Origin of the sequence: Frigoribacterium sp. ME-P-080, from assembly GCF_030209595.1 — a bacterium.
In the GTDB taxonomy this organism is placed as follows: domain Bacteria; phylum Actinomycetota; class Actinomycetes; order Actinomycetales; family Microbacteriaceae; genus Frigoribacterium.
This window is the reverse complement of sequence record NZ_JARVRR010000004.1, coordinates 371,895-385,639: the sequence shown is the minus strand read 5'-3', so window position 1 is coordinate 385,639 and position 13,745 is coordinate 371,895. Positions and strand designations below refer to the sequence as shown.

The following is a 13,745-nucleotide window of genomic DNA, read 5'->3' as shown; positions in this document are numbered from 1 at the left end:
CCACGTGAGCGCGCGCTCCCATGAGAAAGCAGAGTTCCTCCGTGGCACGCTCGACGCCGGTGAAGAAAGCAATACGATCCCTGACCTGGTTGTTGGTCATCATCGCCGGCCTCACGGCCCTGAACGGCACGGCCACGTTCCTGAACGACTCCGGTCGTGACGGGTGGTGGAACGGAGCGAGTTGGGTACCCGAACTGGCCCTCGACCTGCAGGGCGGCACGCAGATCACCCTGGCGGCCCAGCTCCAGAGCGGCGAGACGGTGTCGTCGGAGCAGCTGGACCAGGCGGTCACGATCATTCGGCAGCGCATCGACTCGGCCGGCGTCTCGGAATCCGAGATCACCAAGCAGGGCACGCAGAACATCGTCGTGTCCATCCCCGGACGACCCGACAACGCGACCCTCGAACGCATCGAGGCGTCGGCCAAGCTGACCTTCCGCCCCGTGCTCTACACCGAGGCGGTCTCGAACGCCGCGGTCGGCGGAGAAGGCGACGGCGCCACTGCCAGCCCGAGCGCCACGCCCTACACCCCCAACCCCGAGCTCGAGAGCACGCCGACCGCGTCCCCGACGAACGCGTCCGACCTGGCGTGGATCACCCCCCAACTCGCCGACCTCTACCAGAACTACGACTGCGCGGCCGAGAACGACCTGGCCACGGCCCGTGACGACGAGCCACTGGTCACCTGCTCCACCGACGGCACGGCCAAGTACATCCTCGGCCCGGTCGAGGTGCAGGGTTCCGACATCAGCGACGCCACGAACGGCCTCGCCGCCGACTCGCAGGGCAACTCGACGAACACCTGGGCCGTGAACCTCGAGTTCAACGGCCAGGGCACCGACCGGTTCTCCCAGGTCACCTCGCGCCTCGTCTCGTTGCAGGCGCCGCAGAACCAGTTCGCCGTGACCCTCGACAACCAGGTCATCACGGCGCCGTCCGCGAACGCCGCCATCACCGACGGCCGGGCCCAGATCACGGGCCAGTTCACGCAGGACTCCTCGAAGACCCTCGCCGACCAGCTGAAGTTCGGTGCCCTCCCGCTCAGCTTCTCGGTCCAGAGCAACGAGACGATCACCGCGACCCTCGGACAGACCCAGCTGATCAGCGGCCTGATCGCCGGCCTCATCGGCCTGATCCTGGTGGTCATCTACTCGCTGATCCAGTACCGGGCCCTCGCCTTCGTGACCGTCCTGTCGCTGGTCATCGCCGCCGTGCTCACCTACCTCGTGATCGCCATCCTGTCCTGGCGAGAGGGCTACCGCCTCTCGCTGGCGGGGGTGACCGGTCTGATCGTGGCCATCGGCATCACGGCCGACTCATTCATCGTCTACTTCGAACGCATCCGGGACGAACTCCGCGACGGTCGCATCCTCGAGAGCGCCGTCGAATCGGGCTGGAAGCGCGCCATCCGCACGATCATCGCGTCCGACACGGTGAACTTCCTGGCGGCCATCACGCTCTTCATCCTCGCGGTCGGCAACGTCAAGGGCTTCGCGCTCACCTTGGGCATCACCACGGTGATCGACCTGATCGTGGTCTCGCTGTTCACCCACCCCATGCTCCAGCTCATCGCCCGGACGCGGTTCTTCGGCGAAGGCCACTCGTTCAGCGGGCTCAACCCACGCGCCCTCGGCGCCGTCTACCGGGGGCGGGCGCAGTTCCGAACCCCGGCCGTCGTCGGCCGCAAGCAAGCGGGCGGTCGCGAGGCCGTCAAGCGTCAGACCATCGCCGAGCGCAAAGCCGCCGAGAAGAACACCGAGCGCGTCGACTCGTCGACCGCCGGTGAAGGGAAGAAGGACTCCTGATGGCCAGTTTCTCGAAATTCGGCAACGACCTCTACACGGGTGCCCGGTCGTACGACATCGTCGGCCACCGCCGCCGCTGGTACTGGATCGCCGCCCTGGTCATCCTCATCTCGGTCACCGTCCCGTTCCTCCGCGGCGGCTTCCACTTCGGCATCGAGTTCACGGGTGGGTCGGAGTTCCAGGTCGCCCAGCCGGCCGAACTCGACCAGGACGTCGCCACGACGACCGTCGACGAGGTCGTACCCGGTTCGAACCCGCGGGTCACCCAGGTCGGCACCGACACGATCCGCGTGCAGACCTCGCAGCTGGAAGCCGCTCAGACGAACGACGTGGCGGCGGCGTTGGCCACCGCGTACGACGTCCCCGACGATCGAGTGACCTCGTCCTTCATCGGTGCCTCATGGGGTGCCGACATCACGAGCCAGGCCATCAAGGGTCTCGTGATCTTCCTGATCCTCGCCGCGATCGGCATGACGCTGTACTTCCGAACCTGGAAGATGTCGTTGGCCGCCATGGCAGCCCTGCTGCACGACCTCGTGCTGACCGCGGGCATCTACGGCATCGTCGGCTTCGAGGTCACCCCGGCGGCGGTCATCGGCTTCCTGACGATCCTCGGCTACTCGCTCTACGACACCGTGGTGGTGTTCGACAAGATCCGCGAGAACACCGCCGACGACGGCGAGGGCTCACGACGCACGTTCGGACAGTCCGTGAACCTGGCCGTCAACCAGACGTTGGTCCGGTCGATCAACACGTCGGTCGTGGCGCTCCTCCCCGTCGCGGCGATCCTCTTCATCGGGGCATTCGTCCTGGGAGCGGGCACCCTCCGCGACATCTCCCTGGCGCTCTTCATCGGCATCCTGGTCGGTACCTACTCGACGATCTTCATCGCCTCACCGCTCTACGCCACGCTCCGCCTCCGTGAGCCGGACATCGCGAAACGCGATGCCCGCAAGCTCGAGGCACAGAAGACCGAGCCCCTCACCGTCGACGAGACGGTGGGCGCATGATCGGCGACCACCGTCGACCCGAGATCGGGGCCGACGCCGCCATCGACGCCCTGTCCGACGGCACCTACGTGCTCGACGTCCGAGAACCGCACGAATGGGATGAAGGTCATGCGCCCGGCGCGACGTCCATCCCACTGTCCGAGCTGAACGAACGGGTCGGGGAGGTCCCCACCGACCGCCCCGTCCTCGTCGTCTGCCACTCCGGCATGCGGTCGGCCCGCGCAACGGACGCCCTCCGAGGCGTCGGCGTGGACGCCCGCAACGTCGTCGGTGGGATGCTCGCCTGGCGGGACGCGGGGGGCACGGTCGTGGCAGACGACGGCCGCCCCGGGGCGTCGGTCGACTGACGGCCGACGGGTACCCTTGACCCCACGGAGTCCACGTCCGACCACGACGGCCGGCGGTGGCGCTCCGACCCGAGAGAACGAGGTGCAGCCGTGACCGAGATCACCACACGGAACAACTCCGCACCGCCCGAGACGCCCGGCGGTCAGAACACGGCCTCGTTGCGGACGCTCCTGCCTCGACTCTTCTCGCGCAGCCAACCGGCGGGCGCCGTCGACCGCTTGATCAAGACCGTGCGCATGCACCATCCCAAGGCCGACATCGTCATCATCGAGCGGGCCTACTCGGTGGCCGAGAAGGCGCACACGGGGCAACTGCGCAAGAGCGGCGAACCGTACATCACCCATCCCGTCGCGGTGGCGCAGATCCTCGCCGACCTGGGCATCGGCGCCAAGACCGTCGCGGCTGCACTGCTGCACGACACCGTCGAGGACACCGACTACACGCTGGCGATGCTCCAACGCGACTTCGGGGACGAGATCGCGATGCTCGTCGACGGGGTCACCAAACTCGACAAGCTGAAGTACGGCGACAGCGCTCAGGCCGAGACCGTCCGGAAGATGGTCGTGGCCATGTCGAAAGACATCCGGGTCCTCGTCATCAAGCTCGCCGACCGGCTGCACAACGCCCGGACCTGGGGTTTCGTCGAGTCGGCGTCAGCGACCCGCAAGGCCACCGAGACCCTCGAGATCTACGCCCCCCTGGCGCACCGGCTCGGCATCCAGACCATCAAATGGGAGCTCGAGGACCTCTCGTTCGCGGTGCTCCACCCCAAGCTCTACGTCGAGATCGACAACCTGGTCAAACAGCGCACGCCGCAACGCGAGCAGTTCGTGCAGAACGTCATCAACGCCGTCAAGTCCGATCTGAAGTCGACGAAGATCCGCGGCGACGTCATGGGTCGACCCAAGCAGTACTATTCGATCTACCAGAAGATGATCGTCCGGGGTCGGGAGTTCGACGAGATCTACGACCTCGTCGGCATCCGCATCCTCGTCAACTCGCTCCGCGACTGCTACGCCGTGTTGGGATCGATCCACGCCCGCTGGAACCCGATCCCCGGCCGCTTCAAGGACTACATCGCCACGCCGAAGTTCAACCTTTACCAGTCGCTGCACACGACCGTGATCGGTCCCAAGGGGCGACCCGTCGAGATCCAGATCCGCACGCACGAGATGCACCAGCGGGCCGAGTTCGGCGTGGCCGCCCACTGGAAGTACAAGCAGCGCATGAACGGCGGGCGCGACGACCAGGGCGGAGCGAAGACCGAGACGGACATGGCCTGGCTCGCCCACATCTCGGACTGGCAGGCCGAGACGGCGGACCCCAGTGAGTTCCTGGACAGCCTCCGTTTCGAGATCGGCGCGAAGGAGGTCTACGTCTTCACGCCTCAGGGCAAGGTCATCGGCCTACCGTCGGGAGCGACCCCGGTCGACTTCGCGTACGCCGTGCACACCGAGGTCGGACACCGCACGATGGGCGCCAAGGTCAACGGCCGCCTCGTGCCCCTCGAGAGCGTCCTGTCGAGTGGCGACGTCGTCGAGGTCTTCACCTCGAAGAACCCCGACTCGGGGCCGAGCCAGGACTGGCTCGCCTTCGTCAAGAGCCCCCGCGCCCGGAACAAGATCAGGCAGTGGTTCACGAAAGAACGCCGCGACGAGGCCATGGAGCAGGGCAAGGACGCCATCGCCCGTGCCATGCGGAAGCAGAACCTGCCGCTCCAGAAGCTGATGACCCAGGACAGCATCGCCGAAGTCGCCGCCACCATGCGGTACGACGACGTGTCGAGTCTCTACGCGGCCGTCGGCGAGGGCCACATCTCGACCCAGTCCGTCATCGAGAAGATCCTCGCCGCGGTTCACACGCAGACCGAGGTCGACGAAGGCGAGTTCGAGTTCCCCAGCCAAGGACGAGCACGGCCGTTGCGCAACAGCGACTCGGGCGTGCTGGTCCGAGGGGCCCCGGACATCCTGGTGAAACTCGCCAAGTGCTGCACGCCCGTGCCGGGCGACCAGATCGTCGGATTCGTGACCCGCGGCCAGGGCGTCAGCGTCCACCAGGCGAACTGCCACAACGTCCAGGGCCTGTTGAAAGAGCCCGAGCGGATGATCGAGGTCGAGTGGGCTCCGTCCTCCAAGAGCGTGTTCATGGTGCAGATCCAGATCGAGGCCCTCGATCGCAGCGGATTGCTGTCGGACGTCACCCGGGTCCTGAGCGAGCACCACGTCAACATCCTGTCGGCGAGCGTCTCGACCTCTGACGAACGCCTGGCCCTCAGCCGCTTCGTGTTCGAGATGGGTGACACCACCCACCTCGATCGCGTCCTGAACGCGGTCCGACGCATCGACGCCGTGTACGACGTCTACCGGGTCAGCGCCGGCTGAGACGCTGCCTCCGCCGACCGACCGGGTGCGTCTGCGTCTCGTCGCACCTCGTCGTCGGCGCGGGCCGCGTCGGCGCCGGCTGGACAGACTCGATCGAGTCGCTCCACGGTTCGCGTTCGGTGGGGGAGCCGTCCACGTCGATCGAGGACGGCGATCGCGTCGGCGTACGTCACGCCCTGCTGAGACGCGACGTCCCGCGCGGCCGTCTCGTCCTGAGACGCCCAGCCCTCACAGCGAGCGAGGTCGACGACGGTCCGGGCCGGTGTGGTGACGGCGACACCATGGACGGTGACGATCTCGCCCTCGTCGATGACGACCTGTCGGACGATCGAACCCCGACCACGATGCTTCACCCTGGCCGGCGACACCACCAGCCCGGAGTGGGGGAGTGGTGCCGGGCCTCGGGCACCCCAGACCCAGGCGGCACTCCGTTCGGCCGCGACGACTCCGGCGCCGAGGGCGATCCCGATCGCGATCGCCCTGCCCCCGGCGTCGTCGATCTCGGCGACGCTCCGCCACGAGCCACCGACCGCGTAGACCTGCCCGTCCAGTGCAGCCGCACGCAGTTCGGGCTCGGGCAGGTCGTCGTCGGTCAGGACCAGGGGGAGACGAGCAGGCATGCGCCCAGCCTGGCCGACCCTGCCGACGACGACGAACCGCCCGGCCCTCCCTGTGGAGAATCGGACGGTTCGCGACGTCGGTGGGCGGTCGGCCCCTGACGGTCAGCCCAGGGCGTCGAGCCAGACCTTCCGGGCGTCCAGAGCTTCACGAGCCTCGCGGACACGACGAGCGTCGCCGCTGGCCTCGGCCGTCGCGAGTTCGTCCTCGAGCTTGCTGATGGCGTCGTGCAGTTGGCTCGCGAGCCCCTGGGACCGTGCCTGGCGTTCGGGGTTGTTCTTCTCCCAGAACTGCTCGTCGAGCTGACGCACGTGGGACTCGACCTTGCGGAGGCGATCCTCGACCACCCGGACCTGCTCGCGAGGAACGCGACCGATCTCGTCCCATCGCAGCTGGATCGAGGTGAGGGCCTCGCGCGCCGGGACCCGGTCCGTGACCGTCAGGATCTTCTCGGCCTCGGTGAGCAGCTCGAGTTTCTGTTCGAGGTTGCCCTCGTACTCGGCGGTGTCCTGCGCGACGACCTCGGACTTGGCTGCGTAGAGGACGTCGCCTGCACGCTTGAACTTCGCCCACAGGGCGTCGTCGTACTTCTTTCCGGCACGGCCGGCGCGCTTCCAGTCGTCGAGCAGCCCCCGGTAGGCCGAGATGCCGTCGACACCCTTCGGCGCCAGGGCCTCGGCCGCTTCGACGAGGGCTTGCTTGCGCTGACGAGCGTCACGGTGGGTCGCGTCGAGTTCGGCGTAGAAGGCCTTGCGGTGCTGGTCGATGGTGGTGCGCGCAGCACGGAATCGTTTCCAGAGGTCGTTGCCCTCGCCCTTCGGGATGCGAGGACCGTCCTGTTGATGCTTCTGCCACCGGGCGAAGATGTCGTCGAGGGTGGCCGTGACCTGCTTCCACTGGACGCGGGCGGGGTCCTGGGCCGCCAGGGCCTCGGCCTCCGTGACGAGAGCGGTGCGGTAGGCGACCGCTTCGGTGAGGGCCTTCTGTGCCTCGGCGCTCTGCTGTTGCGTCAGCTCATCGACCGTGGAGTCGAGTGCCGACACCCGAAGGCGCAGGGCCTCGAGATCCCCGACCGCGCTCGGTTCGACGAGCTGCTCGCGCAGGTGGGTGACCGTCTTGACGACGTCGCCCGCCGATGCGCCGCGTTTGATGCGCTGCTCGAGCAACGTCACCTGCCCGGCGAGTTCGATGAACTTGCGTTCGTAGTACGCGAGAGCCTCGGCGGGCGTCGCGTCGGGGTACTGCCCCACGGCGCGTTCGCCGTCGCCCTCGCGGACGTAGACCGTGCCGTCGTCGGCGACGCGGCCCCAGGGTGCCTGATCGTCAGTAGCCACTTTTATCCCTTGCTGAACGTGCTCGTCGCGGGACCAGGACAGGCCACCACGATGGGTGCTCAGCCTATTGCACAGCGGACCGCGGCGGACTACTCGATGGTCGCGCCCGTGATCGTCGTCGGCACGACGGGAGCGCCGTCGGTCTCGCTCGTACCGGGAGTCAGGCCCGCGTCCGTGATCTGCGCCTCGAGCTGGTCGAGTCCGCTCGTGACGCGTCCGACCACGGTGTAACCACCCGTCGAGCCGTCGAGGGTGGTGTCGCCGTAGGTGATGAAGAACTGCGTCGACTGCGAGTACGGGTCGGTGCTCCGAGCCATGGCGATCGTCCCCGTCGGGTACACGCCGTCCGACGGGACGTTCTCGAGTGGGCCGAAGGTGAAACCGGCGTCGCCCGTCCCGTCGCCGTTGGCGGACCCGCACTGGATGAACTTCGCCGTCGCAGCGTCGCTCATGCGGTGGCAGGTCGTCCCCGTGTAGAAGCCCTTCTGGATGAGGTCGATGACGACGCTCGACGCCTGCGGGGCCTTCGCCCCGTCCAGTTCGATCCCGAGCTCGACGCCGTCGTTGAGCGTGAGGCCGCCCGTCCAGGAGCGGCCGTCGGCGATCGCCTCGCTGGGCACGTCCCCGACGTTCTCGCCGGCGGCGGGCGTCGAGGAGGCGCTGGGCGCGTCAGACGGAGCCGCCGCGGGGGCACCGGGACCGCTGGTCGACCAGAACACCTGGGACACGGCCGCGACTCCGACCACGACCACGACGGCGGTCACGGCGAGGACGTTGTCCCGACGGCGTCGGGCGACCTGCGTCGCGTGCACCTGCTGACGAGCGGTGTACCTGCGGAGCCGGTCCCGGCTCTCACGGTCCGGGTTCTTGCTCGGTGCCACGGGTCCTCCAGCTCGGTGATGTCCAGCCTGCACTGTATCGGAGGGCCGGTCTAGCATGGGTCACCATGAGCCCGCTCCCGCAGAGCTCGACCCCTCTCGCGGTCCGCATGCGTCCCACCACCCTCGACGAGGTCGCCGGTCAACGGCACCTCTTGCGGCCCGGCTCGCCTCTGGTCACCCTGGCGTCCGACACGGGTGCCGACCAGGGGGCCGTCTCCGTCATCCTCTGGGGTCCGCCGGGTACGGGGAAGACCACCCTCGCCCAGGCCATCGCCCGCAGCTCCGGCCGACAGTTCATCGAGCTGTCAGCCGTGACCGCGGGAGTCAAGGACGTCCGACAGGTGATGGAGAAGGCCCTGTCGAACCGTGACCTCTACGGCACGACGACCGTGCTCTTCCTCGACGAGATCCATCGCTTCACCAAGGCCCAGCAGGACGCCCTGCTGCCCGGCGTCGAGAACGGCTGGGTCATCCTCATCGCCGCCACCACCGAGAACCCGTCCTTCTCGGTCATCACGCCCCTGCTGTCCCGTTCGCTCCTGCTGACGCTCGAACAGCTCAGCGACGACGACCTGGCCCAGTTGGTCCAGCGGGCGGTCGGCGACCCCCGCGGTCTCGACGGATCCGTGCGCCTCGACGACGAAGCCCTGGCCACCATCGTCCGACTGGCCTCCGGTGACGCCCGACGTGCGCTCACGGCCCTCGAGGCGTCCGCCCAGTCGGCGTGGGCCACGAAGCTCGAGGCCGACGCGGTGCCGGCGGCCTCGGCCGACGACGCGTCCGACGCCGACTTCGATCCCGACGCCGAGTACGACGAGAACGATCCCGACGACGACCGTCCGACGATCACGTCGGAGATCGTCGCCCAGTCGGTCGACCGGGCGTTGCTGCGGTACGACCGCAACGGCGACGAGCACTACGACGTCATCAGCGCCTTCATCAAGTCCATCCGGGGGTCCGACGTCGACGCGTCGCTCCATTACCTCGCCCGCATGATCGAGGCGGGTGAGGACCCCCGCTTCATCTGCCGTCGGATCATCGTGTCGGCCGGTGAGGACATCGGCATGGCCGATCCGAACGCACTCACCGTCGCGGTCTCGGCCGCGACCGCCGTGCAGATGATCGGCATGCCCGAGGGACGCATCCCGATGGCCGAGGCCGTCGTCTACCTGGCGACCGCACCCAAGTCGAACCGGTCCTACTCCGCCCTCGACGCCGCGATCGCGGACGTCCGGGCCGGCAAGGCGGGCCGCGTGCCCAAGCACCTGCGCGACGCCCATTACCCCGGGGCCCGACGCCTCGGCCACGGGAAGGGCTACCGCTACGCCCACGACTCCGAGTTCGGGGTGGTCGAGCAGCAGTACCTCCCCGACGAACTCGTCGGCCACGAGTACTACGATCCCACCGCCAACGGCAACGAACGCGACGTGGCGGCCCGTCTCGAGAAGCTGCGCCGGATCACCCGGGGGCACTGACGCCACGATCGCTGGCTGCTCGCATCGGCGCCCGGGCTCCTGTATGCTCGGGGGGTTGCCTGTTCTCGGGCGTCGACGCGCGGCTGCTGACGACGACCCGATCAAGGTGCGACGACCTGTAGCCGGTCGCCACCGCGGCACTCACCCCTCTTGTTACGCCGCCCGGCGCTCGCGCGCTGGGGCGGTCCCTGACGAACCACCGACAAGAAAAAGGAACAAGTGTCCACCAAGTCACGTACCCGCAGCAAGACCCGTCTCTCGCGTGCCCTCGGCATCGCCCTGACCCCGAAGGCTGCTCGTTACCTCGAGAAGCGCCCCTACGCTCCCGGCGAGCACGGCCGCACCAAGCGCAAGACCGACAGCGACTACGCCGTCCGTCTGCGTGAGAAGCAGCGCCTGCGCGCCCAGTACGGCATCCGCGAGGCCCAGCTCAAGATCGTCTTCAACGAGGCCCGCAAGGCTTCGGGCCTGACCGGTGAGAACCTGGTCGAGCTCCTCGAGACCCGTCTCGACGCCCTCGTCCTCCGTGCCGGCTTCGCCCGCACGACGGCCCAGGCCCGTCAGATGGTCGTCCACCGCCACATCCTGGTGGACGGCAAGCTCGTCGACCGCCCGTCGTTCCGCGTCAAGCCGGGTCAGATGATCCACGTCAAGGAGCGCAGCGAGAAGACCGAGCCCTTCCAGGTCGCCGCGGCCGGCGGTCACGTCGACCTGCTGCCCAAGGTGCCCGGTTACCTCGAGGTCGAGATCGACAAGCTGCAGGCCCGCCTCGTGCGTCGCCCGAAGCGCGTCGAGGTCCCGGTGACCTGCGAGGTCCAGCTCGTCGTCGAGTACTACGCCGCGCGCTAGAACTCGTCACCCCGTCAGGAGCGGGCCACGGTCGTGGCCCGCTCCTTTCGCGTTCCCGGGGCCGGGTAAGCTGTCGAGTCGTCGCGCTCGCACGTCGCGGCACCAGCCCCAAGAGGAGTCCCCGTGAAGAGCCTGTTCCTGCTCGCCGTCGGTGTCGTCGGCGGCTTCGCCGTCGCCCACCAGCTCAACAAGACGCCTCGGGGTCAGCAGTTCTTCGGCGACCTCGACGGCAACGTGAAGTCGTTCCGTGCCGCCGTGGTCGACGGTTACAAGGCCCGCGAAGCCGAACTGCGTTCCGACCGCGACGAGTCCTGAGTGCGCCGCCGCGCCTCCTCGTCCTGACACACGACCAACCCACCCTCGGGAGAACCATGCAGACCGCCGAAATCCGCCGCCGTTGGCTCGACTACTTCGGCGATCGGGGCCACACCGTCGTCCCGTCCGCGTCCCTGGTCAGCGACGATCCCAGCCTGCTCTTCACGGTCGCGGGCATGGTCCCGTTCATCCCGTACCTCACGGGGCTCGTCCCGACGCCGTACCCGCGTGCCACCAGCGTCCAGAAGTGCATCCGCACCAACGACATCGAAGAGGTCGGCAAGACGCCGCGGCACGGCACGTTCTTCCAGATGAACGGCAACTTCTCGTTCGGCGACTACTTCAAGGAAGAGGCGATCGGTTACGCCTGGGAGCTTTTGACCTCGAGCGAGGCCGACGGAGGACTCGCGTTCTCGCCCGACGATCTCTGGGTGACGGTGTACGAGGAGGACGATGAGGCCATCGCCCTCTGGAAGAAGGTCGCCGGTCTGCCCGACGAGCGCATCCAGCGACTCGGCAAGGACTCCAACTACTGGCACACCGGCCAGCCGGGGCCCGCGGGTCCGTGCTCGGAGATCTTCTTCGACCGTGGTCCCGCCTACGGTGCCGACGGTGGCCCGGCGACGGACGACGACCGTTACGTCGAGATCTGGAACCTCGTGTTCATGCAGTACCAGATCGAGAACGTGCGCTCGAAGGTCGACTTCGACATCGTCCGCGAGCTGCCGAACAAGAACATCGACACCGGCATGGGTCTCGAGCGCGTGGCGTTCCTCAAGCAGGGCGTCGACAACATGTACGAGATCGACCAGGTGCGCCCCGTCCTCGACAAGGCCGCCGAGCTGTCGGGACGGCGCTACGGAGCCGTCCACGACGACGACGTGCGGATGCGGGTCATCGCCGACCACGTCCGCAGTTCGCTCATGTTGATGTCCGACGGGGTCCGCCCGTCCAACGAGGGTCGGGGCTACATCCTCCGCCGCCTCCTGCGCCGCACGGTCCGGTCGATGCGCTTGCTCGGCGTCGACGGCCCCACGTTCCCCTCGCTCTTCCCCGAGTCCCGCGACGCGATGAAGGCCGCCTACCCCGAGGTCGAGACCGACTACGAGCGCATCTCGCGCCTGGCCTACGCCGAGGAGGAGACCTTCCTCCGCACCCTGGCCGCCGGGACGAACATCCTCGACATCGCCGTCGACGACACGAAGCAGCGTGCCTCGGCGGGCACGACCCCGCAGCTGCAGGGCGACACGGCGTTCCTCCTGCACGACACCTTCGGGTTCCCCATCGACCTGACGCTCGAGATCGCGGAAGAGAGCGGTCTGACTGTCGATCGCGAGGCATTCGACCGACTCATGTCCGAGCAGCGTGCCCGGGCGAAGGCCGATGCCAAGTCCCGGAAGGTGGCGCTGGCCGACCTGAGCGTCTACAGCGCGTTCCGGGCCCAGGGCGAGACGGTCTTCACCGGCTACGACGAGCTCGACACCGAGACGCGCGTGCTGGGCCTGATCGTCGACGGGGCCGACGTCGACCGGGCCGTGGCGGGTGACATCGCCGAGGTGATCCTCGCCGAGACCTCCCTGTACGCCGAGTCCGGCGGTCAGGAAGCCGACTCGGGCCGCATCGTCGGCGTGGGCTTCGACCTCGAGGTCCTCGACGTGCAGAAGCCCGTCAAGGGTCTGATCAGCCACCGCGTCCAGGTGACGTCCGGCGAGGTGGGGGTCGGCGACACGGCGACCAGCGTGGTCGACCCGGCCTACCGCCGCGGCGCGACGCAGGCGCATTCGGCGACGCACCTGATCCACGCCGCCCTCCGGGAGGTGCTCGGCCCGGAGGCGCACCAGGCGGGGTCGTACAACAAGGCCGGATACATGCGGCTCGACTTCAACTGGAACCAGGCGCTGAGCCCGCAGACACGCTCCGAGATCGAGGAGATCGCGAACAACGCCATCCGCGACGACCTGCAGGTCGTCACCCGCGAGATGCCCCTCGACGACGCCCGCGCGCTGGGCGCCATGGCGCTGTTCGGCGAGAAGTACGGCGAGACGGTCCGCATGGTCGACATCGGTGGTCCCTGGTCGCGCGAGCTCTGCGCGGGCACCCATGTCTCGACCAGCTCGCAGGTCGGCCTCATCAACCTCGTCAGCGAGAGCTCGGTGGGGTCGACCAACCGCCGCGTCGAGTCCCTCGTCGGCATGGACGCATTCCGTGACTTCGCCGCCGAGCGGGCTCTCGTGTCCCAACTGACCTCGTCGCTCAAGACTCCCCGTGATCAGCTGGCCGACCGCATCGGCGACCTGGTCACGGGCCTCCGGACGGCAGAGAAGAAGATCGCCGAGTTCGAGTCCGCCCGCCTCGCCACCCGCGTCCCGGCGCTGGCCGAGACGGCGAGTCGGATCGGCGACCTCACGGTCGTCGCCGAATCGGTCGGGTCGCTCGCTTCGACCGACGACCTGCGGTCGCTCGCCCTGTCGGTCCGCGAACGCCTGGGCGCGTCCAGCGCCTCCGTCGTCGCCCTGGCAGCCGACGTCGCGGGCAAGCCCGCCGTGATCGTGGCCACCACGGACGGCGCGCGCCAGGCCGGCGTCAAGGCCGGCCGTCTCGCCAAGGGCGCCGCCGCAGCTCTCGGTGGCGGGGGCGGCGGCAAGGACGACCTCGCCCAGGGCGGCGGATCCGACGTCTCGGCCATCCCCACCGCGCTGGCCGGCATCGTCGCCGAGCTCGGGTCCTGA

At 68.4% G+C, this 13,745-nt stretch carries 11 protein-coding genes; 8 read left to right on the top strand and 3 right to left on the bottom strand.

What is annotated here, in order from left to right:
- Positions 1-41: 41 nt before the first annotated feature.
- From secD to QRN23_RS10365, 4 genes are all read left to right on the top strand, one after another.
- Positions 42-1,805 carry a protein translocase subunit SecD gene (gene secD / locus QRN23_RS10380; protein ID WP_056045374.1) on the top strand — a complete coding sequence of 588 codons (1,764 nt, stop codon included), beginning with the start codon at positions 42-44 and terminating at the stop codon, positions 1,803-1,805.
- Positions 1,805-2,815 (top strand): protein translocase subunit SecF, encoded by a 1,011-nt coding sequence (gene secF / locus QRN23_RS10375; protein ID WP_123570107.1) that lies wholly within the window; start codon positions 1,805-1,807, stop codon positions 2,813-2,815. The genes secD and secF overlap by 1 nt, the downstream gene beginning before the upstream one ends.
- Complete coding sequence (locus QRN23_RS10370; RefSeq protein WP_192123612.1) at positions 2,812-3,162, top strand: rhodanese-like domain-containing protein; 351 nt, start codon at positions 2,812-2,814, stop codon at positions 3,160-3,162. The genes secF and QRN23_RS10370 overlap by 4 nt, the downstream gene beginning before the upstream one ends.
- A 237-nt stretch (positions 3,163-3,399) precedes the next feature.
- Positions 3,400-5,544, top strand: a complete 2,145-nt coding sequence (locus QRN23_RS10365) for a RelA/SpoT family protein (RefSeq protein ID WP_235452715.1) — start codon at positions 3,400-3,402, stop codon at positions 5,542-5,544.
- Here QRN23_RS10365 and QRN23_RS10360 read toward each other — a convergent pair.
- From QRN23_RS10360 to QRN23_RS10350, 3 genes are all read right to left on the bottom strand, one after another.
- Entirely contained in the window at positions 5,523-6,164 is a 642-nt protein-coding gene (locus tag QRN23_RS10360; protein WP_285063500.1) for a type IV toxin-antitoxin system AbiEi family antitoxin, read from the bottom strand. The genes QRN23_RS10365 and QRN23_RS10360 overlap by 22 nt on opposite strands.
- 102 nt (positions 6,165-6,266) lie before the next feature.
- Entirely contained in the window at positions 6,267-7,496 is a 1,230-nt protein-coding gene (locus QRN23_RS10355) for a DUF349 domain-containing protein (protein ID WP_056045363.1), read from the bottom strand.
- 89 nt (positions 7,497-7,585) lie between these two features.
- Complete coding sequence (locus QRN23_RS10350; RefSeq protein WP_082460230.1) at positions 7,586-8,377, bottom strand: peptidylprolyl isomerase; 792 nt, start codon at positions 8,375-8,377, stop codon at positions 7,586-7,588.
- A 65-nt stretch (positions 8,378-8,442) separates the two neighbouring features.
- On the opposite strand from QRN23_RS10350, the gene QRN23_RS10345 reads away from it, so the two are divergent.
- The 4 genes from QRN23_RS10345 (at position 8,443) to alaS (ending at position 13,745) form a co-directional block, all read left to right on the top strand.
- Entirely contained in the window at positions 8,443-9,852 is a 1,410-nt protein-coding gene (locus QRN23_RS10345) for a replication-associated recombination protein A (protein WP_285063499.1), read from the top strand.
- 219 nt (positions 9,853-10,071) lie between these two features.
- Positions 10,072-10,701, top strand: a complete 630-nt coding sequence (rpsD, locus tag QRN23_RS10340; RefSeq protein ID WP_043592736.1) for a 30S ribosomal protein S4 — start codon at positions 10,072-10,074, stop codon at positions 10,699-10,701.
- Between the two features lie 123 nt (positions 10,702-10,824).
- Positions 10,825-11,016: a hypothetical protein gene (locus QRN23_RS10335; RefSeq protein WP_285063498.1), complete on the top strand. Its 192-nt coding sequence runs from the start codon at positions 10,825-10,827 to the stop codon at positions 11,014-11,016.
- A gap of 56 nt (positions 11,017-11,072) precedes the next feature.
- Positions 11,073-13,745: an alanine--tRNA ligase gene (alaS, locus tag QRN23_RS10330; protein ID WP_285063497.1), complete on the top strand. Its 2,673-nt coding sequence runs from the start codon at positions 11,073-11,075 to the stop codon at positions 13,743-13,745.